We start from the raw sequence: 21,600 nt of genomic DNA on the forward strand, positions 1-21,600 counted from the left end.
CGAAGACACGCCGCCCGCCGGCGCAAGTCAATCATTCAACAGTGAATGAACGTTGACATGCGAGCCGGAACCGGCTGGTTTCCCGTTCATCTTTGAAGACCCGGCGCGTCGCGCCATACTCAGGGTTCCAACCTCGGGGAAGGGATTCCATGCCGACCGCGCTGAAGACCAAGGCCGCCGGCAGGACCCGCGCCCAGAAGAGCTTCGAGACCAGCGAGCGAATCCTCGATGTCGCCGAGGCCGAGTTCTCCCGCCACGGCTTCGATGGCGTCACCCTGCGGGCGGTGGCCAAGAAGGCCAAGGTCGACACCGCCCTGCTGCACTACTACTTCGATTCCAAGAAGGGCCTGTTCGACGCCGTCTTCCTGCGCCGCGCCGAGGTGCTGAACAGGGACCGCATGGAGGCCATGGACCGCTACGAGGCCGAGGCCGGCGACAACGTCACCGTCGAGGGCGCGGTGGCGGCCTTCCTCAATCCGGTTCTGGAGCGCTGCGCCAACGCCGGTCCCGAATGGCGCGCCTATTTCGCCCTGATCGGGGTGGTGAACAACACGCCCGTCTGGGGCGGCGAGACCATGACCCGCTATTTCGATCCCGTTATCCACCGCCTGATCCGGGTGGTCCGCCGGGCCCTGCCCTATGCGCGGGAGGAGGACCTGTTCTGGTCCTATCACATGCTCTCGGGCAGCCTGACCCTGACGCTCGCCGAGACCGGCCGCATCGACACCCTCTCCGGCGGCCTCTGCCGCTCGGCGGACATCGCCGCGGTGACCCCGCGGATGATCGCCTATGCGGCCGCGGGGTTCCGGGCTGTGTGCAAGAGCTAGCTCAGGCCATAGGGCCGGTAGGGCCCATAGATCAGCTGCTCGAAGACGCCCATGCCCTTGATGGGGTCCTCGCCCGGCGTGGAGAAGGTCACGCGGCTGAGCGCCTGGATGTGCCAGTTCTCGAGGCTGGCCATGTTCGTGGCGCCAAGGTCGATGTCCTCGCGCGCCACCACCAGGTCGCCCTTGTAGCCGCCGTGCCGCCAGTCGGGATGGCCGTAGCCGATGCCCCGCATCAGGAAGGTCAGGAAGGGCTCGAACTTCACGCTGGCCGATCCCTGGGCGAGCGGGATGTTCAGCGTGCCGCCCTGGGCGTGGCGGGTGCCCGGGATCATGGCGACGTCGTCGATCTTCGCATGCTCGCTGTGATAGCCGCCGCCCTCGCCCGCGCCGTCGGGCAGGATCACCGCCCGGGTGTTCCAGGGCGTGCCGTCCGGGTCGGCGTTGACGTGGAAGAAGACGCTGCGGTCGGCGAAGTTCAGCGGCGTCCACTGCCAGAAGAAGCCGCCGATGGTCTGGGGCACGGCCGGCTGCGGATCGGGCGCGCCGATCGGCCGGATGCCCCAGGAGCGGTCGCGGGTGCCGACGCTGCCGGCCGCCAGGGTGACGCGCTTGCCGTCCACCTCGATCCAGCCGGTGCAGCGCACGTTCTGGGTCAGGCGGGTGTAGTCCATGAAGGCGCGGGGTCCGTTGCGGCGGGTGAAGCGCGGCTCCTCGATGGGGAAGGTGCGCCCCTCGAAGATGAGCTCGGCGGCGATGCCCTCTGAAGGCGCCACGCTTACCTTGAGCTTTTGCAGCGGCTCCAGCACCTCGATGGCGATGGGGCCGCAGGCGAGCTCCATCCGCTCGCTGTTCAGCACCCGGGACACGTGCAGGCAGTGCTCCACCCCGTCGCGGACCACGGCGAAGTGGGCGTCGGCCACGTTGAGGTTGGGATAGACCCCGAAGGCGATGGCGAAGAACTCGGTCCCGTCCGGCTGGTAGCCGTTGAAGAAGTAGCGATCGTAGAAATTTCGGTCGGTGCCCGAATAGGCGATGGGATCCGGGGTCTGATGGATCGGGAAATCGTCGGCCTTGGTGAGCATCGGGTATCCTCCGGGGCGCGTGTTTTCGTTGTCGGTATTGCCGCCGCGCGTGTCAGGGCAGTATCAAGTGAACAAAGATAACAAGACAAGGGAGAGCGTCGATTGCTGACCTAACGTAAGCTTACGTAGGGGCGACAAGCGACCAGGCCAGATGAGCGCAGCCGACATGACATTTTCGCAGCTCACGGTCGCTCAAGGCCCCTCGAGCGCCCGGTGAGCCATCCCCTCGAACCCCGCATCGCCGCCTATATCGCCACCCAGATGCCGCAGGCGACCGACGTGGCCGTCCGTGACCTGGCCCGCATCTCCGGCGGCGCCTCGCGGGAGACCTATCGCTTCACGGCGTCCTGGACGCAGGACGGCCAGGCCCGCGAGCGCAAGCTGATTCTGCGCCGCGACCCGCCCGCCAGCCTGATCGACACCGAGCGGCGGATCGAGTTCGAGGCCTATCGCGCCTTCCACGGCACAAGCGTGCCGGCGCCGGAGATGCTGTGGCTGGAGGAGGGTGACGGGCCGCTGGACCACCCCTTCTTCATCGCCGCGGAGATCGCCGGCTTCCAGGCCGGTCCCGGCCTGCTGTGGGCCGAGCCCTATCTCGACACCCACGCCAGGCTTGGGGAGCGCAAATGGACCATCCTGGGCGAGATCGCCAAGGCCGACCCCGTGGCCAACGGCCTGGCCCAGGTGATGCCCGCCGTCGCCGCCGAGGACTGCTGGAACCGTGAGCTGACCTACTGGGAAGACGTCCTCGACGCCGACGAAGCCGAGCCCCTGCCGATCATCCGGGCCGCCATCCGCTGGCTGCGGGCCAATCCGCCGCCCCCGGCCCAGAAGGTCGGCGTGGTGCATGGCGACTACCGCACCGGCAACTTCCTCTATGACACCGAGGGGCAGATCCACGGCATCCTCGACTGGGAGATGGCCCACCTGGGCGATCCCCTGGAGGACCTGGGCTGGAGCCTCAACCCCATCTGGTCCTTCGGCCGGGGCCTGGCCGGCGGCCTGCTGCCCCAGGACCAGGCCGTGGCCATCTGGGAGCGGGCCAGCGGCCTCGCGGCCGATCCCGCCGCCCTGCACTGGTGGACCCTGTTCAACTGCGTGAAGGGCCAGGCGATCTGGGTCTCCAGCGCCCGGGCCTGGCTGGACGGCGGCAACCGCGAACCCATCATGGTCTATCCCGCCTGGGCCATGACCAACGCCCAGGACCGGGCGGCGCTGCAAGTCATGGGGCGGCTATGATCCCTTCGGTTCCCGCGGTCCTCGTCGACCTCGCCGGCAAGGTGATGGCCAACGCCATGCCCGACGCCAACCCCACCGACCGGGCCGCGACGCTCGGGCTCTCGGCCATGCTGATGGGTCTGGCCGCCGAGGCCTGGGACGGGGCGGCCCACAACCTGGTGATGGAGAACCGGGCGATCCGGGGTCTGCTCGCCCGAGGCGCGGCCTATGTCCCGCCGCCGGAGGAGCGGGCCGAGGACGATTTCCGGCTCTCGGCCCTAGCGGCGGAGAACGCCCGGCTGCGGGCGGCCCTGATCACCCTGCAGATCGCCGTCGAGGGCCGCGACGGCGCCATGAACGAGGCCATCTGGGCCGAGCTGCGGGCCTCCACCGAGCGCCGCAAGCAGCAGGGTTCCGCCGTTTAGGCCACCACCACCCGCGGCGCGCCGGCCTCCAGGCGTCCGACGACGGTGGCGGAGGCGAAGCCGCGGCTGCGCACCAGGTCCAGGATGTCGGCCGCCCGGCCCGGGGCGACGGCGATCAGCAGGCCGCCACTGGTCTGGGGATCGCAGAGGATGTCGCGCCGCCATTCGGGCAGATCGCCCTGGGTCTCCACCGCCTCGCCATAGCTGGCCCAATTGCGCACCGAGGCGCCGGTGCGGACCCCGTCGCGGGCCAGGGCCTCGACGCCGGCCAGCAGGGGCGGGGCGTCGGCCTCGATCATGGCCATCAGGCCCGCGCCACGGCACATCTCCAGGGCGTGACCCAGCAGGCCAAAGCCGGTGACGTCGGTCACCGCGCTGACGCCGGCCGCGCCGGAGAGCTCGGCGCCCACGGCGTTGAGCTGGGTGGTGGATGCGATCAGGGCCTCGTAGCCGCCCGTCGGCATCCGCTCCTGCTTGAAGGCCGCGCTCAGCACACCGACCCCCAGGGGCTTGGTGAGGATCAGGACGTCGCCGGCCCGGGCGGTGCGGTTGGTGAGCACCCTGTCGGGATGCACCAGGCCCAGCGCCACCAGGCCGTAGATCGGCTCGACGCTGTCGATGGAGTGGCCGCCCGCGATGGGCACGCCGGCCGCCGCGCAGACCGAGGCGCCGCCGGCCAGGATGGCGCCGATGGTCTCCACCGGCAGCTGGGCCACCGGCATGCCGACGATGGCGAGCGCGAAGATCGGGGTCGCCCCCATGGCGTAGACGTCCGACAGCGCATTGGTGGCGGCGATGCGGCCGAAGTCGAAGGGATCGTCCACCACGGGCATGAAGAAGTCGGTGGTGGCCACCAGGGCCTGGCTGTCGTTCAGCCGCCAGACCGCGGCGTCGTCGGAGGTCTCGGTTCCCACCATCAGGTTGGGGAAGACGCCGGCCGCCGGCATCTTGGCCAGGATCTCCCGCAGCACCGAGGGCGCCAGCTTGCAGCCGCAACCGCCGCCATGGGCCAGGGAGGTCAGGCGGACGGGAGCGGTCATGCGGGATCCTTCGGCTTTAGCGGTCGCGGGCAAACGGTATATAGGCCTGCCGGCCCCAGCATAGGGGCGATGGAGCAGCAAGGGCATGGCCCGCATCCTGGTGACCGAGGCCGTCGATCCCGCCGCCCTGGCGGCCTATGACGCGATCATCGACGTGCGCAGTCCAGGCGAGTTCGCCCTGGACCATGTGCCGGGCGCCATCAACCTGCCGGTGCTGGACGACGCCGAGCGGGCGGAGGTGGGCGCGATCTATGTCCAGGAGAGCCGCTTCAAGGCCAACCGCATCGGGGCGGCCTATGTGGCGGCCAATATCGCCCGGCACCTGCGCGGCGCCCTGGCCGACAAGCCGCTGGAGTTCCGGCCCCTGATCTACTGCTGGCGGGGCGGTAACCGCTCCAACGGCATGGCGACCATCCTCTCGCAGATCGGCTGGCGGACCACGGTGCTCACCGGCGGCTACCGCACCTATCGGCGCTGGGTGAGCGAGCAGCTCTATGACGCCGATCCGGCCTGGCGGCTGGTGCTGCTGGATGGCGGCACGGGGTCGGGGAAGACGCAGATGCTGGGGAGGCTGGCGCGACGGGGCCTGCAGGTCCTGGACCTGGAGGGCCTGGCCGAACACCGGGGCTCGCTGTTCGGCGGCTTCCACGGCCAGACCCAGCCCAGCCAGAAGATGTTCGAGAGCCGGCTGCTGGCGACCCTCCTGACCCTGGACCCGGCAAGGCCGGTGGTGGCCGAGGCGGAGTCCAGCAAGATCGGCGACCGCATGGTGCCCCCGACTCTCTGGCGGGCCATGGAGGTCGCGCCGCGCATCGAACTGACGGCCGAACCCGCCGCGCGGGCGGCCTATCTGGCGGCCACCTATGGCGACGTGGTGCCCAGCGACCTGGAGGCGGCCTTCGCCCGCCTGCCCACCTATCCCGGCCAGAAGCGGCTGGAGAACTGGCGCCGGCTGGTGGCCGACGGGGCCTATGCCGAGCTGGCCCAGGCCCTGATCGAGCTGCACTACGACCCGGCCTACCGGCGCTCGGCCAAGAAGGAAACCCGCGCCGGCCTGGGCTCGGTGGCCATGGGCGACCTCTCCGACGCCGCCCAGGAGGCCGCCGCGGAGGTGGTCGCGCGGCTGGCGGCGGCAGGTTCAGCCGCTTGATCCGCGGCCCGAACACGACCCTCGACTGCAACGGGCCCCGCGGACTCGGTTAGCGTGGTGGCGAAGAGCGCTTTAGGGGCCAAGCTAGGGCGCATGCGACTCGCCTCCCCGGGGCGGGCCAGGGAGGCGAGAGTTTGAGAACGGCGCAGGACGTCCTGGCCCTCAGCGAGGTGCGGTACCGTCTGATCACCGAGCAGATCACCGACGTGGTGTCCTGCTGCGACGCCCAGGGAATCCTGACCTTCGTCTCGCCCTCCGCCGAGGCCCTGTTCGGCTACCGCCCCGAGGAGCTGCTGGGCAAGGAGTCGGTGGTGGTGGTCCATCCCGACGACCAGAGGGCGGTGCGCAAGTCCATCATCGCCTATCTCTCCGCCGGTCCGGGCGCGACGCCGCCACGGGTCGAGTACCGCGCGATCCGCAAGGACGGCCGCCAGATCTGGATCGAGTCCTGCCCCATCGCCGTGCGCGATCCGAACACCGGCGAGCTGATCGAGCTGCAGGACTGCACCCGGGACGTCACCGCCCGCAGGGAAGCCGAAGAGGCGTTGGCCCGCAGCGAGGAGCGCTATCGGTTGCTGGCCGAGAACGCCACGGACATGATCCTCTGCTACGACCCGCTCGGGGTGTTGAGCTACGTCTCGCCCTCGGTGCGGCGGATGGGCTACGAGCCCGAGGAGCTGGTGGGCCAGCGCACCATCAGCTTCCTGCACCCCGACGACCTGGCCCGCGTGGTGGCCGAGTTCAAGGCCTACGCCGCCGCCCCGCCCGGCGCCGAACCCATCCGCTACCAGCATCGCGGCTACCGCAAGGACGGGAGCCTGCTCTGGCTGGAGGCGATCTCCAAGGCGATCCACGACCCGCAGACCGGCGTCCTGCTGGGCTTCCAGGACGTGGTCCGCGACATCTCCGACCGCAAGGCGCTGGAGGACGACCTGGGCGCCGCCCGCGACGCCGCCGAGGCGGCGGTGGTGGTGAAGTCCGCCTTCCTGGCCAATATGAGCCACGAGATCCGCACGCCGCTCACCGCCATCCTGGGCTTCTCGTCCCTGCTGGCCCAGCGCCCGGGATTGGACGCCCTGGGCCGACAGCACCTGGAGCGGATCCGGGCCGGCAGCCAGGCCCTGCTGTCCATCGTCAACGACGTGCTCGACTTCTCCAAGCTGGAGGCCAACCAGGTGGAGATCGCCCCCCAGCCGGTGGCCATCGCCAAGACCACCGAGGAGGTGCTGGCCCTGTTCCAACCCCAGGCGGAGGCCAAGGGGCTGGAGCTGGTCTTCGAGACCGACGGGGTGCTGCCCGATCACCTGATGGCGGACCCCGACCGGCTGCGGCAGATCCTGTTCAACCTGATCGGCAACGCGGTGAAGTTCACCGAGGCGGGCTCGGTGCGCCTGAAGGTGGCCTACGCCCCCGACCTGCAGCGGTTGCACCTGTTCGTCGCCGACACCGGGGCGGGAATGGACGCCAGCCAGACGGCCCGGCTGTTCCAGCGCTTCTCCCAGGTGGACGCAGCCTCCACCCGCAAGCACGGCGGCACGGGCCTGGGCCTGGCCATCTGCAAGGGTCTGGCCGAGGCCATGGGCGGCGGGGTCGGCGTCGAGAGCACGCCGGGCCGGGGCTCGGTCTTCCACGTCTACCTCCGGGCCCCGGTCACCGACCTGGCCGGATCGGCCGAGCTTGCGTCCGAGGCGGCGCCGGCCGACGACCTGAGGGTGCTGGTGGTGGACGACAACGACGTCAATCGCGAGCTGGCCCGCCTGCTGCTGGAGTCCTTCGGCGTCCAGGTCTCGGAGGCCCGCGACGGGGAGCAGGCCCTGGCGCTGGCCCAGGCCGGGCCTGTGGACCTGATCCTGATGGACATCCGCATGCCCCGGCTGGACGGTCCGGCCACCCTGCGCCGGCTGCGGGCCCAGCCCGGCCCCAACCAGGGCGTCCCGGTCCTGGCCTTCAGCGCCGACGCCGACCTGGAGGGCGCGCCCTGGGCCCACGAATTCGACGGCCTGGTCCGCAAGCCCATTGTCGCCGCCGACCTGCTGGCGGAGATCGGACGCTGCCTGGAGGCGGCGGGGGGCTGAACCTCAAATCTTGCGGTCGGTCCAGTAGGCGTCGCGCAGGACGCGCTTGTAGAGCTTGCCGGTGGGCAGGCGCGGCATCTCGGCGATGAAGTCGATGGAGCGCGGGGCCATGTAGTGGGCCAGCCTCGCCTTCGCATAGGCCAGCAACTCCTCGGCCAGCTCGTCGGAGGGGGCGTGGCCGGCGGCGGGTTCGATCACCGCCTTCACCGCCTCGCCCATCTCCGGGTGGGGCACGCCGAACACCGCCACGTCGGCCACCTTGGGGTGGGTCACCAGCAGGTCCTCGATGGCCTGGGGATAGATGTTCACCCCGCCGGAGATGATCATGAAGGCCTTGCGGTCGGTGAGGTAGAGATAGCCGTCCTCATCGAGATAGCCGACGTCCCCCAGGGCGTTCCAGTTGGGGTGTTTCGGGTGGCGCGCGTCGGCGGTCTTGGCCGGATCGTTGTGGTACTCGAAGGTCGGGGTCTCGCGCTCGAAATAGACCAGGCCGGTCTCGCCCACCGGCAGCTCGGCGCCGTTCTCGTCGCAGATGTGCAGGACGCCCAGCGCCGCGCGGCCCACCGAGCCGGGATGCTCCAGCCAGTCCTCGCTGGTGATGAAGGTCGAGCCCGAGCCCTCGGTGCCGGCGTAGTATTCGTAGAGGATCGGCCCCCACCACTCGATCATCTGGCGCTTGACCTCCACCGGACAGGGGGCTGCGGCGTGGATGGCGACCTGGTGGCTGGAGAGGTCGTGGCGGGCCCGAGCCTCTTCCGGCAGCTTCATCATGCGGACGAACATGGTGGGCACCCACTGGCTGTGGGTGACGCCGTATTTCTCGATGAGGGCCAGGGCCTGTTCGGCGTCGAAGCGCTCCATCATCACCACCGTGCCGCCGAAGGATTGCACGCTCAGCACATAGGCGAGCGGGGCGGCGTGGTAGAGCGGGGCGGGGGAGAGATAGACGCTGTCGGCGGTCAGGCCGTAGCGGTTGACCGCCTGGCGGGCCTCGAAGCCCTCGGCCGGCGACATCTCCGGCAGGGGGCGCAGGATGCCCTTGGGCCGGCCGGTGGTGCCGGAGGAGTAGAGCATGGAATCCCCCATCCACTCCTGGGCCAGGGGCTCCGGCGAGGCGGCGGCCAGGGCGTCCTCGTAGGACTCCCAGCCGGCGATGGTCCCGCCCACCATCAGGCGGATCGGGCAGTCGGGGATCAACTCGGCCAGGGCCGCGGCGGTCTCGCGCTTCTCGTAGGAGGTGATCAGCGCCTTGGCCCCGCAGTCGCCAACGATGTAGGCGGCCTCGTCCGGCGGCAGGTAGCGGTTGATGGTGGTGACATAGAGCCCCGACCGGAAGCCCGCCCAGACCGGGTCCATGAAGGCCAGGTTGTTCTCCATCAGGACGGCGATGTGGTCGCCCCGGCGCAGGCCCCGGGCGTGGAGGAACTGGGCCATGCGGTTGGAGCGCTCGTCGAGCTGGCGGTAGGTCACCACCTGGCCGGTGTCGGCCGAGATCATGGCGGGCTTTTCGGGCGTCAGGCGCGCGTGGTCGGGCAGATACATGGTCAATCCTCACCTTCGGGCCCGCGTTCTGGTGCGCGGGCTACCCAGGCGACGATGGGGCCTCGGAAAAATTCAGGCAAACCCTAAACGGCCCCCGTCGTAGCCGCCCTTGAAAGACTCAGCCCTTCGGCCCTCTCTGCCCGCCAAGGCGCGGTCCGGCCGCGCGCTCCTCGGGGATGGTGGCGCAGATGAGCCTGAAACGCGTGCCGCGCACGGTCTGGGCCCTGGGGTTCGTGTCCATGTTCATGGATATCTCCTCGGAGATGATCCACAGCCTGCTGCCGGTCTTTCTGGTGGTCGGCCTCGGCGCCTCCCCGGCCCTGGTGGGATTGATCGAGGGGATCGCCGAGGCGACCGCCTCCATCACCAAGGTGTTCTCCGGCTGGCTCAGCGACCGGCTGGGGCGGCGCAAGATGCTGGCGGTGCTGGGCTATGGCCTGGGCGCTATCACCAAGCCCATCTTCCCCCTGGCGGTGACGCCCTTCGAGGTGCTGGGCGCCCGGTTCGCCGATCGGATCGGCAAGGGAATCCGCGGGGCGCCGCGCGACGCCCTGGTGGCGGATGTGACGCCGAAAGAGCTGCGCGGCGCGGCCTTCGGCCTGCGGCAGTCCCTCGACACGGTGGGCGCCTTTGTTGGCCCGCTGATCGCGGTGGGGCTGATGGCCCTGCTGAACGACGATATGCGCGCGGTGTTCGGTTACGCGGTCATCCCGGCGGCCATCGCCGTCCTGCTGCTGGTGCTGGGGGTCGAGGAACCGCCCGCCAGCCAGGGGCCCCACGCCGCCAAGGCGCCGATCCGCTGGGCGGAGGTCAAGGCCATCGGCGCCCCCTTCTGGCTGGCCGTGGCGGTGGGGGTGCTGTTCACCATGGCGCGGTTCAGCGAGGCCTTCCTGGTGCTGCGGGGCGCCGACGCCGGCATTCCCCTGACCCTGATCCCCTTCGTGCTGATCGCCATGAACGTGGTCTACGCCCTGGTCTCGGCGCCGGCCGGCAGCCTGTCGGACCGGCTCGGGCGCAAGGGCCTGCTGGTGCTCGGCACCGCGGTCCTGATCGCCGCCGACCTGGTCCTGGCCTGGGTCGGAAGCATCGCCGGCGTGGTGGCCGGCGTGGCGCTCTGGGGGCTGCACATGGGCCTGACCCAGGGCCTGCTGGCGGCCCTGGTGGCCGACACAGCGCCCGCCCGGCTCAGGGGCACGGCCTTTGGCCTGTTCAACCTCGCCACCGGGGTGACCCTGCTGGCGGCCAGCGTGCTGGCGGGCGCGATCTGGTCGGCCCGCGGCGCTCCGGCCACCTTCCTGACCGGCGGCGGCTTCGCCCTGCTGGCCCTGGTCGGGGTCCTGGTCCTGCTGAAGGAAGAGCGCGCGGCGGCCTGAGGGCCTCAGCCGTGGCGGGCCCGGGAGTCGGCCGGGGCCTGGGCGCGGTCGGCCAGGCCGTAGTCGCGCAGCACGCTCGCCACCCGCAGGCGGTAGCCGGCGAACACCCCGGCCCGGCCCGCCGCCTGGGCGTCCCGGTGGGCCTCCAGGGCGCGCCACTGGGCCACCGCCGCCTCGTCGCGCCAGAAGGAGAGGGAGAGGATTTTCCCGGGTTCCGTAAGGCTTTCAAAGCGTTCGATGGAGAGGAAGCCGTCGATCCCGTCGAGCAAGGGGCGCAGGTCGGCGGCCAGGCCGAGATAGGTCTGGCGGGTTTCGGGGCGCGGCTCGACCTCGAAGATGACGGCGATCATGGGGTCACCGGGGCGAGGAAGGTGCGCTCCTCCCGCAGGATGAACCGCTGGCCCTGGGCCAGGGCGAAGTTGGCGCAGCCGGCGGGGTCGGCGCGCAGGCGGGCGCGGTAGGCCTCGTAGGCGGCGAGATTGTCGAAGGAAATCAGGGCGTGGGCCACGTCGTTGGTCCCCTCGTGCGGCAGCCAGTAGCCCAGCAGGTCGCCGCCGCAGGCCGGGATGATGGTCAGCCAATTGCGCGCATAGGCCTCGAAGGCGTCGCGCTGGAAGGGGTCGATGACGTAGCGGATGTGGCAGGTCACGGTCACGTGTCGGTCTCCACGGAGGGTAGATGAGGGCCCCCTCATAGGCCGGCCGGTGGCGGGCATGTTTCGATCTGGATCGAATTGTCGTCGCGGGCGTCCGGGGTTAGGCTGGCCCTATGAAACTCGGTCCCGACATCGCCCGGATCGGCGCCCTGCTGGGCGATCCCGCGCGGGCCAACATGTTGACCGCGCTGGTCGGCGGGCAGGCGCTGACGGCCGGCGAACTGGCCCGGGAGGCCGGTATCACGGCCTCGACCGCCAGTTCGCACCTGAGCAAGCTGACCGACGATGGCCTGTTGGTGAGGGTCAAACAGTCACGGAGTGTCTACTACGCCCTGGCCGGGGAGGACGTGGCGGCCCTGCTGGAGACCCTGATGGGCCTGGCCACGCGGAGCGGCCACCTGCGCACCCGCCCGGGGCCCAAGGAGCCGGCCCTGCGCCGGGCGCGGGTCTGCTACGACCACCTGGCCGGCGAGCTGGCGGTGGCGATGCTGGACAATCTCGTGGCCCGGGGCGTCATCGAGGACCGCGAGGGATCGCTGAGCCTGGGGCCTGACACCGGTTTCCTGCGCGCCTTCGGGGTCGAGACCGACGCCCTGCCGCGCGGCCGCCGCCCGGTCTGCAAGGCCTGCCTGGACTGGAGCGAGCGCCGCAGCCATCTGGCCGGCGGCCTGGGGGCGGCGATCCTGACCCGGATCTACGACCTGGGCTGGGCGCGGCGGAGCAAGGGGTCGCGGCTGGTGGCGTTCTCGGCCCCGGGGCTGGCGAGCTTCGAGGCCTGGCTGGCGTAAGATCCTCCCCCAGGCGCGCAGCGCCGATGTGGGGGAGGTGGGCCGTCGCGAAGCGGCGGGTCGGAGGGGGATCAACGTAGTTGACCCCTACAGCCCTAAAACAAGAGTCAAAGTCCCCCTCAGGCGCTTCGCGCCAGCTCCCCCAGAAGGGGAGCATCTTCGACCGCGTCGGCGATCAGGCGGGTTCGCTCACCGCTTCGCGGAACTCGTCGGCGGGCACGAAGGCGGCGCCGTCCTCGTCCAGCACCCACACCCCGATCAGGGCGGGATGGTCCGGGTCGAGGTCTTCCTCGAGCAGGTCGCCCTCATAGAGCGCGACATTGCTGTAGTCGAAGTCCAGGGACAGTTGGCTGGCGAGGCCCAGCATCTCGTCGGCCATGCGGCGCGAATAGCCCACGGCTTCGGCTTCGCTTCCGAAGTCGTCGGTTAGGGTGTTCATCTCGGCCGCGTCGCTGCCCTGGGCCGCGCTGGTGGTGACGATGGTGTAGGCGGGCATGGCGTGTCTCTCTTAAGGGCGGCCCCTCCCTAACCCGTTCGTCGCGGCGGGGGTCGTATATTCTGAAAAAACAGCGGGATCAGTCGGCGCCGCCCCGGTGGTCTCGCTTGGTGGCGCGGTAGGTTTTTTGAAGCGCGGCGAGCCGGCGGCGCTCGGCCTCCTTGGCGATGCGGTCAGCCTTCTGCTCCACCATCGCCAGCTCAAGGCCAAGCTTCTGGAAGTTCGCCCAGCGGCCGGGGTCGAGGACGCCGCTTCGCAAGGCGGCCTGGATCGCGCAGCCGGGCTCGTGGGTGTGACCGCAGTCGTTGAACCGGCAGCCCCCGGCCAGACGCTCGATGTCGTCGAAGGCCTCGCTCATGCCTTCCTCGGCGTCGATCAGCCCGACCTCGCGGATGCCGGGCGTGTCGAGCAGCAGGGCCCCGCCCGGAAGCAGGACCAGTTGGCGGCTGCTGGTGGTGTGGCGGCCCTGGTCGTCGGCCTCGCGGATCGCCTGGGTGGTCATGCGGTCCTGCCCCAGGAAGGCGTTGACCAGGGTGGACTTGCCGACCCCCGACGAGCCGATCAGCACGCAGACCTCGCCAGGGGCGACCTGGGCCAGCAGGGCCTCGAGACCCAGGCCCTGCCGCGCCGAGACCAGCAGCACGGGGGCGCCGGCGGCCAGGGCGACGATCTCGGCGGCCTGGCCTTGCGGATCTTCGCTGAGGTCGGACTTGGTCAGCACCACCACGGGCCGCGCCCCGCTCTGCCAGGCCGCGGCGAGATAGCGCTCGATCCGGCGAGGATTGAGGTCGGCGTTCATCGAGCTGACGACGAAGACGACATCGATATTGGCGGCGATGACCTGCAGCTTGCCCAGGCTGTCGGCCGCCCGACGGGTGAGCACCGTGCGCCGGGGCAGGACCGCCTCGATGACAGCCGCGCCGTCGGCCGGGTTGAGGGCCAGGGCCACCCAGTCGCCGACGGAGGGAGGGTCGGCCTCCTGGGCCTCGTGATGCAGGCGGCCCGACAGGTTGGCCCGCAGCTCGCCCTCATCGGTGGCGACCAGATAGCCGTCGCGATGCTGGGCGACGACGCGGCCGGGGGTGTGGCCGGCCTCGGCGTGCGGCGCAAAGGCCAGCGCCAGCCGGTCGGACCATCCATATTGCGCGAGCACGCTTCCAGACATCCGGAGCATCTATCGCCTTTCGGCGGGGAATTCCTCCCCCTTCGGGGGAGGGGGACCCCATATGGATTCTGTCTTCACGCTTCCGGGATGCTCCCCCATTGGGGGAGCTGGCGCGAAGCGCCTGAGGGGGTGAGGAACTCCGGCTCGCGGTTGCGAGCCGGCTGAGATCGACAACGATTTGTCGATCTCAGAGACGAACGCCTTCGCAGAGCGAAGGCTGGGGACCCTCGTTTTAGGGCCGAAAGGCCGAAAGAATGTCGACGACGTCGATCCCCCTCCGGCACGGACCTGCGGTCCGCGCCACCTCCCCCACATCGCGCTGGCGCGCTGGGGGAGGATCTGCCCGGCGCTGGCCCGGGGAATTGGGCGCCTCATCCCAGACGCCGCATCGTCTCCGGGTCCGGGGCGCCGCCGAAGTAGCGGGCCAGCGCGGTGCGGAAGGGTTCGCCGTCGGCGCTGGCCTTGAGGAAGAGGGTCATGGAGGAGCGGAACTTCAGGTCGTCGGGCTGGCCGAAGATCTGGCCGGCCGAGCGGCCGTCGAGGGCCAGGACGCGGCGGGCGCAGGCCAGCAGCCGGGGGCCCAGGACCGGGTGGGCCAGATAGGCGCGGGCCTCGGCCAGGCCGGAGATGGCGAAGAACTCGGCAGTGGGGCTGGCGCCCAGGCCGGCGACCTGGGGGAAGACGAACCACATCCAGTGGGTCTGTTTGCGACCCTGTTTCAGCTCGGCGAGCACGGTCTCGATGACCGGGTCCTGGGCCTGGACGAAACGGGCGAGATCGAAGGGGTCTTCCACGGGACGGGCCTCAAGGGCGGGACGAATGGGCGTCGGAGCTTACTTCCCGCCACGTTACCAATCGACATTCGCGCCAACCTCGGGTTTGCTGCACCGCCCTCGTTTTGAGGGCCAAGACTCATCGAATTTGATTGGGGACGATTTTTACATGGCTCGAATGTTGCCCGAACCCACGCCGGAAACCCGGCATTTCTGGGAGGGTTGCAAGGACGGCGAGCTGCGTCTGCAGCGCTGCACCGAATGCACCCACAGCTATTTCCCTCCGCGCGCCTTCTGTCCGAAGTGCGGCTCGCGGGACGTCGAGGTCTATGCCGCCAGCGGCAAGGGCTTCCTCTATTCCTACGTCATCAACCACCGTCCGCGCCCCGACATGGGAACCGAACCGCACTCCATCGCGGTGGTGGAGCTCGATGAGGGTCCGCGCATGATGACCAACATCGTGGGCTGCCCGCAGACGCCGGAAGCCCTGCAGCTGGACATGAAGGTCCAGGTGAAGTTCGAGAAGCAGACCGACGACATTTCCCTTCCCCTGTTCGAACCGGCGAAGGGCTGAGACCGCACATGAAACCGAAATCCGTTGCGGTCGTCGGGGCCGCTGAAACCACCAAGATGGGCAAGATTCCGGACGTCTCCGTCCTGGGCCTGCACGCCGACGCCGCGCTGAACGCCATGAAGGACGCGGGCCTCAAGCCCTCGGACATCGACGGCGTCGCCACCGCGGGCGTCAGCCCCGTCGAACTGGCCCACTATCTGGGCATCACGCCGACCTATGCCGACGGCACCCGCGTCGGCGGCTGCTCCTTCATGCTGCACGTCCGCCACGCCGCGGCCGCCATCAATGCGGGCCTGTGCAAGACCGTCCTGATCACCCACGGGGAATCGGGCCGCTCGCGCGTCGGCGCCGGCGGCTTTGGCCGCAACGCCACCTCGCTGATGGGTCAGTTCGAGATGCCCTACGGCGTCACCAGCCCGCCGACCATGTTCACCATCCCCGTGCTTCGCTACATGAAGACCTATGGGGTGACCGAGGAGGACCTGGCCATGGTCGCCGTGGTCCAGCGGGAATGGGCGGCGCTGAACCCGCGCTCGTCCTTCAAGGACCCGATCACCGTCGACGACGTGCTGAACTCGCCGATGATCGCCTGGCCGTTCCGCATGCTGATGTGCTGCCTGGTCACCGACGGCGGCGGGGCGTTGATCCTCACCAGCGCCGATCGGGCCAAGGACTTCCCCAACAAGCCGGTCTTCGTGCTGGGGACGGGTGAAAGCGTCGAGACCCCGATGGTCAGCCAGATGGAGGACTTCAACACCTCCAAGGCCTTCCGCGTCTCGGGCAAGAAGGCCTTCGAGGAGGCGGGCATCAAGCATGCCGACGTCGATCACCTGATGATCTACGACGCCTTCGCCCACCTGCCGCTGTACGGCCTGGAGGACCTGGGCTTCGTGAAGCCCGGCGAGGCCAAGGACTTCGTGCGCGAGCGCAACACCGCCATCGGCGGCAAGCTACCCATGAACACCAACGGCGGCGGCCTGTCGTACATGCACTCGGGCATGTACGGGATGTACGCCCTGATGGAGAGCGTGCGTCAGATGCGCGGCACTGCGGCGGCCCAGGTCGACGGCGCCAAGATCAGCGTCTGCCAGGGCGTGGGCGGCATGTTCGCCGCGGCCGGCACGGTGATCTTCGGCAACGAAGCGTAGAGCTTAATCAACGACTTACCGCACTCCATGCTGCGCAGCATGGAGTGCAGCAATTTCGCCCCTCCCGGGAGACCGGGGAGGGCGTTTTGCTGCGGGGTGTGAGGTGCAGCATTTTCGTTTTTCCTCCCCCGTAAACAGGGGAGGACGCCTTGCCCCGATCTACCCAGGGTCGCTGGCTGCAAGCCCTGCCTGTGGGGCGCCCTGTCGCACCCCTTGGAAGGTCTTCTTAACCCTCTCTGGTCACAGTGAATCGTCGCACTTGACGGCGAAACGCAAGAGATGACCGGGCCTTAGGGACGCACCCAAGCTCGGTTCGAAGGACAGAATGGGTCTCAGCCCCGACTCTCGCGCCCGGTTCAACCTCGAGCGGGCCTCCGTGCTCATCCTCGAGGAATCGAACATGGGCATGAGCATCCTGGTGCAGATTCTCACCGGCTTCGGCGCCAAGGTGCTGCACCGGGCCGAGAACGTGGAGGAAGCCCAGGCGCTCGTCGCCAAGGTCGAGCTGGACCTGGTGGTGACCGATGCGCTCGGTGCCGGCGGCGAAGGCTATGACTTCGTGAGCTGGCTGCGCCGCTCGCGCATCGAACCCAACTGCTACGCGCCGGTGCTGCTGACCGCGGGACATACCCCGGGCGGCGCCGTGCAGAAGGCCCGCGACTGCGGCGCCCACTTCGTGATGACCAAACCGCTCACCCCCATCGCCGTGCTGGAGCGCGTGCTGTGGATCGCCCGCGAGGGCCGGCGGTTCGTGGAGTGCGACAGCTATATGGGGCCCGACCGGCGCTTCAAGAACGAGGGCGTGCCGGCCGGCCAGGTGGGACGGCGGCGCGACGACCTGGTCGGCGATGTCGGCGAGGCCAGCGAGCCCAACATGGAACAGGACAGCATCGACGGCATGCTGAAGACACGACGGGTGAACCTTTGAGCGCGGTAAAGATCCATGTTCCCGTGGTGCGGCTGGCCAAGCTGCTGCGCACGCCTGGCGGGCTTCCTGTCGCCGACGCGGTCAAGCGGGCCGGAGCGGGGCTGGAGAGCCTGCGCGCCGAGTGCCTGGACGAACTGCGGGTGACCCTGGACCAGGCTGAGCTGTGCGCGGGCCGCGCCAACGGCGAGTACGATCCCGCCGTCGCCGAGGAGCTCTACGCCATCGCCAGCGCCGCCATCGGTGTGCCCACGGCCTGTGGCCTGGCGCCCATCGACACCGCCCTGGTCAGCCTGGCCGACCTCACCGACTATCTGAAGACCCGCAAGACCTGGGACCCCAACGCCGTGGCCGTGCACCTGCGGGCCTTCCGCCTGCTGCTGCACACCGAGGCGGGCAAGGACAGCAACGGCACCAAGGCGATCCTCGAGGGCCTGCGCCGGGTCAGCCAGCGCTACGCCAAGCCCGAGGCTCCGAGCGCCGCGGCCGGCTAAGGTCTTTACGTGTCCGGCCCCAGGCGCTTCACTGGGGGCATGACCGAAAACAGTATCCGTGAACGCTCCCGCCGCACCCTGGAGAGCGCCCGCTCCAATTATCAGGCCGACCCCTCCCTCCCCAACACCGTCTGGTACGGCCGGGTGCTGGGGTTCCGCTATCAGATCGAAGAGGCGATCGCGGTGTTCAGCGAGGGCCTGGAGCGGTTCCCCGACTCCTTCGAACTCCTGCGCCAGCGGGGCCACCGCTATTTGTCGACCCGGCGCTTCGCCGAGGGTCTGGCCGACCTGGCCCGCGCCGCCGAGCTGCTTGAGGGCAAGCCGGAGTGGATCGAACCGGACGGCAAGGGCAACGAGCTGCCGGTGCCCCCCACCAGCATCCAGTTCAACACCTGGTATCACCTGGCCCTGGCCCATTACCTGCTGGGGGACTGGGACGCGGCCGAGGCCGCCTACCGCCGCTGCCTGGACTGGGTGCGGGAGGGTGATCATGACGGGCTGACGGCCTGCAATGACTGGCTCTACATGACCCTGCGCCGCCGGGGCGACGAGGCGGCCGCCGCCGAGGTGCTGGCCTCGATCCCGCACGGTCTGCCCGACGAGGCCTTCGTCGAGGGCCCCTCCTATTATCGCCGCCTGCGGATGTACCGCGGCGAGTTCGAGCCGCAGGAGCTGCTGACCCCTGACCTCGGCTCCCAGGTGATCCACGACCTGGAGACCCTGTACGCCACCCAGGGCTACGGGGTGGGCAACTGGTATCTCTACAATGGCGAGACCGAGCGCGCGCGCGAGGTGTTCGAACAGATCCTGCAGGGCCGCAGCCGCTTCGCGTTCGGCTACATCGCCGCCGAACGCGACCTGCGCGAGATGACGGGCGGCTAGGGCGCGCGGGCGACAGGCCGCCAGGTTTCCATCGGGCCGGAACACCCGTCAGCCTGAGACGTCGCAAGCGAGCGCTCGTCAGGCGCGATGCGTTTGCCGGGTACGGCAATGGGGTGGTCTCGGCAGGTCTGAAGGCGCACTTCTAAGTCGCTAGCGTCACCCCGCGCCGGGTGGGCGCGCGGACGTTGGGGCTGATGGCCTCGACGTCCAGCCCCATCTGGCGGGCGGCCTGGACCAGTTGCAGGAAGCGCTGAACGATGATCTGGCCGCCCTGCAGGATTTCCGGCGACTGTTGCCGGCTCATGCTCGACAGGTAGCCGCCGGGCGTGCGCGCCACATAGCCTTGAGCGACATAGCGCACGACATGGCGGCGGATGGTCTCGTGGTGGAGGCCCAGCCTCTCGGAAAGCTCGGCTATGGTGACCGGCCGGCGCAGCTCATCCGGCGGCGGGCTATTGGACCAAGCGTACTTCTGAGCGAGTTCGCGATCATAGGTGATGTCGCCGGCGTTCGTCGTGATCAAGCCGGAGAAGATCAAGGCGTCCAGCATCGAGCCGTACGGGGCGACGCCGGCCTCCAGGACCCGCAAAATGAAGGCGTCCAGAAGAGCGCCCAGGGGCGCAGCCAGGTCCTCGTCCCGCTGCGGTGTGGCGCCAGGGCCAGGATCGAAAGCGTAGCCGAGACCCTTGAGATCGGCGATTAGGCGGCGCAGGCCCTCGCATCGCTCCAGGTCCCAAGCCAAAGACGGTGCGGGAGCTCCTGCGGCTATCGTGACCCCGGAGTCCCCCGCTCGGCTGACAAGACCCGCGGACTCAAGGACCGCGACTTGGCGGCGGGTGGTTTCATAAGCGAGCCCGAGGGACTGAGCGATAGCCCGGACACTGATGCCGCCGCGAACATTTCCGCCCGGGCTCCGGGAAGCCTGCGCCACGGCCATATGGACAACGCCCCGGGTGAAGCTGCCTCCGTGCCGGTCGATCAGCCTGCGGCCTTCGTCGAGCAGGAACTCCAGGACGCAGCGGAAGATCAGCCGGTTGCGCCGCGAGTTCGCCGCCTCGGAAATGTGGATCATGGTCCCGGCCCCCCAAGCTTGACCATAGACCGGCGAGGCTACACCTCGGCAAGCCCGCATAACGATGTTTTGCAATCTAGCGAGTTGTGTCTCGTGGGGGGGAGCCATCAAGGATTGCAAAGGCCCACGATCTGGGTAGGGCCGGTCTTGCTGTCGGCTCGCCAATCGGCATTCCTGCCGACCGAACTGAGTAAACGGCAGGAGATATTCATGCGCCGCCTTCTTGTTCTCGGCTTGGGTTGCCAGCTGCTTGGCGCCGCCGCCGCTCAGGCCCAGACGTGGACCCCCCTGGCCGAGACTGGGCCCGAGACCATCTTCTATGACCCGGCCACCGTCACCCGCGCGAACGGCGTGGTGACCGCCGTAATGCGGGCGGAGTTCAACCCGCCGCAGGCCTCTGGCTCGGTGATGGTCAGCGCCATGGTGGAGAAGATGTCCATCAACTGCGCCGGGAATGTCTATTCCGATCTCGGCAATGTCGCCTACGACGCCGCGGGCGCAGTGTTATGGAACCAGCCCGCGTCAGGCGCGGTCAAGCCGATTACGCCGGGCTCCGGGGCGAGCGCCATCCACGCCAAGGTCTGCCAATAGCTGACCATGAAGTTTCCGCACCGTGCGCTCGCCCTGGCGATCCTGGGGCTGCTGATGCTGGCGGCTGCACCCGTCCGGGCCCTGGCCGCCCCCACGCCGGCCATCACCTGCCGCCTGGGCGCCTGGTTCGTGTCCGTGCACGACATCAACGCCGCTGAGGGCACGTTCAAGGCAGACTTCTGGATGTGGAGCGTCTGTCCCGAGCGCGAGTTGAACCCGCTTGAGAGCCTGGAGTTCCTGAACGCCGCGGAGACCGAGGAGGGCCTCGACGCCACCCTGCAAAGGGGGGGCAAGTGGTGGTCGACGCGCAAGATCTCCGGCGTCTTCCGGCAGGACTTCGACCTCCAGAACTATCCCTTCGACCGCCAGGCTCTGGAGATCCTGGTGGAGGAGGCGGTTCTGGACGAACGGAGCCTTCGCTATGTCGCCGACAGCCGCAACTCGGGCCTCGACCCGGGGGTGAAGGCGCCGGGGTGGCGGCTGACCGGGTTTCGCAACACGGCGGGCGTCGCCATGCATCCGACCACCTTCGGCGACCCGTCCCTCCCCGACGGCGCAAGCTATTACGCCACCCTGCGCATGGAGATCGTGGCCAATCGCGCCCGGCTCGGCAACTTCGTGAAGGCCACCTTCGTCCTCTACATAGCCGCGATCCTGGGTCTGATGTGCTTGGCGCTGGACGTTGTGGACAGCGAGCTCTTCCTGGGCCGGCTCGCCGCGCTTGGCACCGGCGTCTTCGCGGTGGTGCTGAGCTTCCTGTCGCTCGAGCAGTTGATCGGGCCGCACGAGGGCCTCTATCTGCTGGACCAGCTCCACGTCGTGGTCCTCGCGCTGATCATGCTGGCCACGGGCTGGAGCGTGCTCGCCTTCCGCCTCGGCAACGGCCCGGTCGATGCGGAGCGGGTCAGAACCTGGGACGGCAGGGTGTCGCTGGGCATCGTGGCGGCCTTCGTCGCCGCCAACGCCATCCTGATCGGGCTGGCGATGGCCCAGGGCTAGAGCAGCCCTTGGCTGCGATCGCATCGGCATGGCCGAGCCGTGGATGCAGGGCGGACTGGTTCCCGGGCGTCTTCAGACCTCTGGACGATGGGGACCAGCGCCACGAATCGGCGGGCGCTTGGGGGCCCCAGCGGGGCGGGGGGTCAGCAGATTGCGCGGTCTCCCGGAACGTCGGCGACCGAGCGCAATCTAGAACCGCACGCTGACCGGCTTCGGTCGATGGCTGGCCGACCAGAGGACCATTCCCCACTCACAAAGTTCTTGTTTTGTTCTTGTATAATCGAGAAGCTTGTGGCAAGTTTGCCT

Annotated in this window: 23 protein-coding genes; 14 read left to right on the forward strand and 9 right to left on the reverse strand. The window is 69.2% G+C overall.

Going from position 1 to position 21,600, the window contains the following annotated elements; translation table 11 throughout:
- Positions 1 to 149: 149 nt before the first annotated feature.
- Complete coding sequence (locus tag Q7T09_RS12885; RefSeq protein ID WP_304700190.1) at positions 150 to 827, forward strand: TetR/AcrR family transcriptional regulator; 678 nt, start codon at positions 150 to 152, stop codon at positions 825 to 827.
- On the opposite strand, the gene Q7T09_RS12890 is transcribed toward Q7T09_RS12885, so the two are convergent.
- A complete protein-coding gene (locus Q7T09_RS12890) occupies positions 824 to 1,909 on the reverse strand; it encodes a hypothetical protein (RefSeq protein WP_304700192.1) in 1,086 nt (361 codons plus the stop codon). The genes Q7T09_RS12885 and Q7T09_RS12890 overlap by 4 nt on opposite strands.
- A 213-nt stretch (positions 1,910 to 2,122) precedes the next feature.
- Between Q7T09_RS12890 and Q7T09_RS12895 the strand changes: the two genes are divergently transcribed.
- On the forward strand, positions 2,123 to 3,148 hold the full coding sequence (locus Q7T09_RS12895; RefSeq protein WP_304700194.1) for a phosphotransferase family protein: 1,026 nt from the start codon (positions 2,123 to 2,125) through the stop codon (positions 3,146 to 3,148).
- Complete coding sequence (locus Q7T09_RS12900; protein ID WP_304700196.1) at positions 3,145 to 3,552, forward strand: hypothetical protein; 408 nt, start codon at positions 3,145 to 3,147, stop codon at positions 3,550 to 3,552. The genes Q7T09_RS12895 and Q7T09_RS12900 overlap by 4 nt, the downstream gene beginning before the upstream one ends.
- Here Q7T09_RS12900 and selD read toward each other — a convergent pair.
- Positions 3,549 to 4,592 carry a selenide, water dikinase SelD gene (gene selD / locus Q7T09_RS12905; protein WP_304700198.1) on the reverse strand — a complete coding sequence of 348 codons (1,044 nt, stop codon included), beginning with the start codon at positions 4,590 to 4,592 and terminating at the stop codon, positions 3,549 to 3,551. The genes Q7T09_RS12900 and selD overlap by 4 nt on opposite strands.
- Before the next feature lie 85 nt (positions 4,593 to 4,677).
- On the opposite strand from selD, the gene mnmH reads away from it, so the two are divergent.
- Both mnmH and Q7T09_RS12915 read left to right on the forward strand, forming a co-directional pair.
- On the forward strand, positions 4,678 to 5,742 hold the full coding sequence (gene mnmH / locus Q7T09_RS12910) for a tRNA 2-selenouridine(34) synthase MnmH (protein ID WP_304700200.1): 1,065 nt from the start codon (positions 4,678 to 4,680) through the stop codon (positions 5,740 to 5,742).
- A gap of 134 nt (positions 5,743 to 5,876) precedes the next feature.
- Positions 5,877 to 7,817: a PAS domain-containing hybrid sensor histidine kinase/response regulator gene (locus Q7T09_RS12915; RefSeq protein WP_304700202.1), complete on the forward strand. Its 1,941-nt coding sequence runs from the start codon at positions 5,877 to 5,879 to the stop codon at positions 7,815 to 7,817.
- A gap of 3 nt (positions 7,818 to 7,820) precedes the next feature.
- Here the strand turns inward: Q7T09_RS12915 and Q7T09_RS12920 are convergent, their stop codons facing one another.
- Entirely contained in the window at positions 7,821 to 9,359 is a 1,539-nt protein-coding gene (locus tag Q7T09_RS12920; RefSeq protein ID WP_304700203.1) for an acyl-CoA synthetase, read from the reverse strand.
- Positions 9,360 to 9,547: 188 nt separating this feature from the next.
- Here Q7T09_RS12920 and Q7T09_RS12925 point away from each other — a divergent pair, with 188 nt between their 5' ends.
- Entirely contained in the window at positions 9,548 to 10,732 is a 1,185-nt protein-coding gene (locus Q7T09_RS12925) for an MFS transporter (protein ID WP_304700204.1), read from the forward strand.
- Between the two features lie 5 nt (positions 10,733 to 10,737).
- On the opposite strand, the gene Q7T09_RS12930 is transcribed toward Q7T09_RS12925, so the two are convergent.
- Both Q7T09_RS12930 and Q7T09_RS12935 read right to left on the reverse strand, forming a co-directional pair.
- Positions 10,738 to 11,082 (reverse strand): antibiotic biosynthesis monooxygenase, encoded by a 345-nt coding sequence (locus Q7T09_RS12930; RefSeq protein ID WP_304700206.1) that lies wholly within the window; start codon positions 11,080 to 11,082, stop codon positions 10,738 to 10,740.
- On the reverse strand, positions 11,079 to 11,387 hold the full coding sequence (locus tag Q7T09_RS12935) for an NIPSNAP family protein (RefSeq protein WP_304700207.1): 309 nt from the start codon (positions 11,385 to 11,387) through the stop codon (positions 11,079 to 11,081). The genes Q7T09_RS12930 and Q7T09_RS12935 overlap by 4 nt, the downstream gene beginning before the upstream one ends.
- Positions 11,388 to 11,500: 113 nt before the next feature.
- On the opposite strand from Q7T09_RS12935, the gene Q7T09_RS12940 reads away from it, so the two are divergent.
- Positions 11,501 to 12,175, forward strand: coding sequence for a helix-turn-helix transcriptional regulator (locus Q7T09_RS12940; protein WP_304700208.1), 675 nt, complete (start codon positions 11,501 to 11,503; stop codon positions 12,173 to 12,175).
- Positions 12,176 to 12,350: 175 nt separating this feature from the next.
- Here the strand turns inward: Q7T09_RS12940 and Q7T09_RS12945 are convergent, their stop codons facing one another.
- From Q7T09_RS12945 to Q7T09_RS12955, 3 genes are all read right to left on the reverse strand, one after another.
- Positions 12,351 to 12,671: a hypothetical protein gene (locus Q7T09_RS12945; protein ID WP_304700209.1), complete on the reverse strand. Its 321-nt coding sequence runs from the start codon at positions 12,669 to 12,671 to the stop codon at positions 12,351 to 12,353.
- A gap of 79 nt (positions 12,672 to 12,750) precedes the next feature.
- On the reverse strand, positions 12,751 to 13,824 hold the full coding sequence (rsgA, locus tag Q7T09_RS12950) for a ribosome small subunit-dependent GTPase A (protein ID WP_304700211.1): 1,074 nt from the start codon (positions 13,822 to 13,824) through the stop codon (positions 12,751 to 12,753).
- 383 nt (positions 13,825 to 14,207) lie between these two features.
- Positions 14,208 to 14,630, reverse strand: coding sequence for a DUF1810 domain-containing protein (locus tag Q7T09_RS12955; RefSeq protein ID WP_304700213.1), 423 nt, complete (start codon positions 14,628 to 14,630; stop codon positions 14,208 to 14,210).
- A 148-nt stretch (positions 14,631 to 14,778) separates the two neighbouring features.
- Between Q7T09_RS12955 and Q7T09_RS12960 the strand changes: the two genes are divergently transcribed.
- The 5 genes from Q7T09_RS12960 (at position 14,779) to Q7T09_RS12980 (ending at position 18,632) form a co-directional block, all read left to right on the forward strand.
- Positions 14,779 to 15,183: a Zn-ribbon domain-containing OB-fold protein gene (locus tag Q7T09_RS12960; RefSeq protein ID WP_304700215.1), complete on the forward strand. Its 405-nt coding sequence runs from the start codon at positions 14,779 to 14,781 to the stop codon at positions 15,181 to 15,183.
- Positions 15,184 to 15,191: 8 nt separating this feature from the next.
- Entirely contained in the window at positions 15,192 to 16,331 is a 1,140-nt protein-coding gene (locus Q7T09_RS12965; RefSeq protein WP_304700217.1) for a hypothetical protein, read from the forward strand.
- A 325-nt stretch (positions 16,332 to 16,656) separates the two neighbouring features.
- Positions 16,657 to 17,259 (forward strand): PleD family two-component system response regulator, encoded by a 603-nt coding sequence (locus Q7T09_RS12970; protein ID WP_304700220.1) that lies wholly within the window; start codon positions 16,657 to 16,659, stop codon positions 17,257 to 17,259.
- Positions 17,256 to 17,750 carry a hypothetical protein gene (locus Q7T09_RS12975; RefSeq protein ID WP_304700222.1) on the forward strand — a complete coding sequence of 165 codons (495 nt, stop codon included), beginning with the start codon at positions 17,256 to 17,258 and terminating at the stop codon, positions 17,748 to 17,750. Before Q7T09_RS12970 ends, Q7T09_RS12975 begins: the two co-directional genes overlap by 4 nt.
- Positions 17,751 to 17,789: 39 nt before the next feature.
- Positions 17,790 to 18,632 carry a tetratricopeptide repeat protein gene (locus Q7T09_RS12980; protein ID WP_304700224.1) on the forward strand — a complete coding sequence of 281 codons (843 nt, stop codon included), beginning with the start codon at positions 17,790 to 17,792 and terminating at the stop codon, positions 18,630 to 18,632.
- Positions 18,633 to 18,774: 142 nt separating this feature from the next.
- On the opposite strand, the gene Q7T09_RS12985 is transcribed toward Q7T09_RS12980, so the two are convergent.
- Positions 18,775 to 19,704, reverse strand: coding sequence for a MarR family transcriptional regulator (locus Q7T09_RS12985; protein WP_304700225.1), 930 nt, complete (start codon positions 19,702 to 19,704; stop codon positions 18,775 to 18,777).
- Between the two features lie 210 nt (positions 19,705 to 19,914).
- On the opposite strand from Q7T09_RS12985, the gene Q7T09_RS12990 reads away from it, so the two are divergent.
- Both Q7T09_RS12990 and Q7T09_RS12995 read left to right on the forward strand, forming a co-directional pair.
- Positions 19,915 to 20,295: a surface-adhesin E family protein gene (locus Q7T09_RS12990; protein WP_304700227.1), complete on the forward strand. Its 381-nt coding sequence runs from the start codon at positions 19,915 to 19,917 to the stop codon at positions 20,293 to 20,295.
- A gap of 6 nt (positions 20,296 to 20,301) precedes the next feature.
- Entirely contained in the window at positions 20,302 to 21,294 is a 993-nt protein-coding gene (locus Q7T09_RS12995) for a hypothetical protein (protein WP_304700229.1), read from the forward strand.
- Positions 21,295 to 21,600: the final 306 nt, after the last annotated feature.

The sequence above is a fragment of the Phenylobacterium sp. genome (assembly GCF_030645195.1).
Lineage (GTDB): Bacteria > Pseudomonadota > Alphaproteobacteria > Caulobacterales > Caulobacteraceae > Phenylobacterium.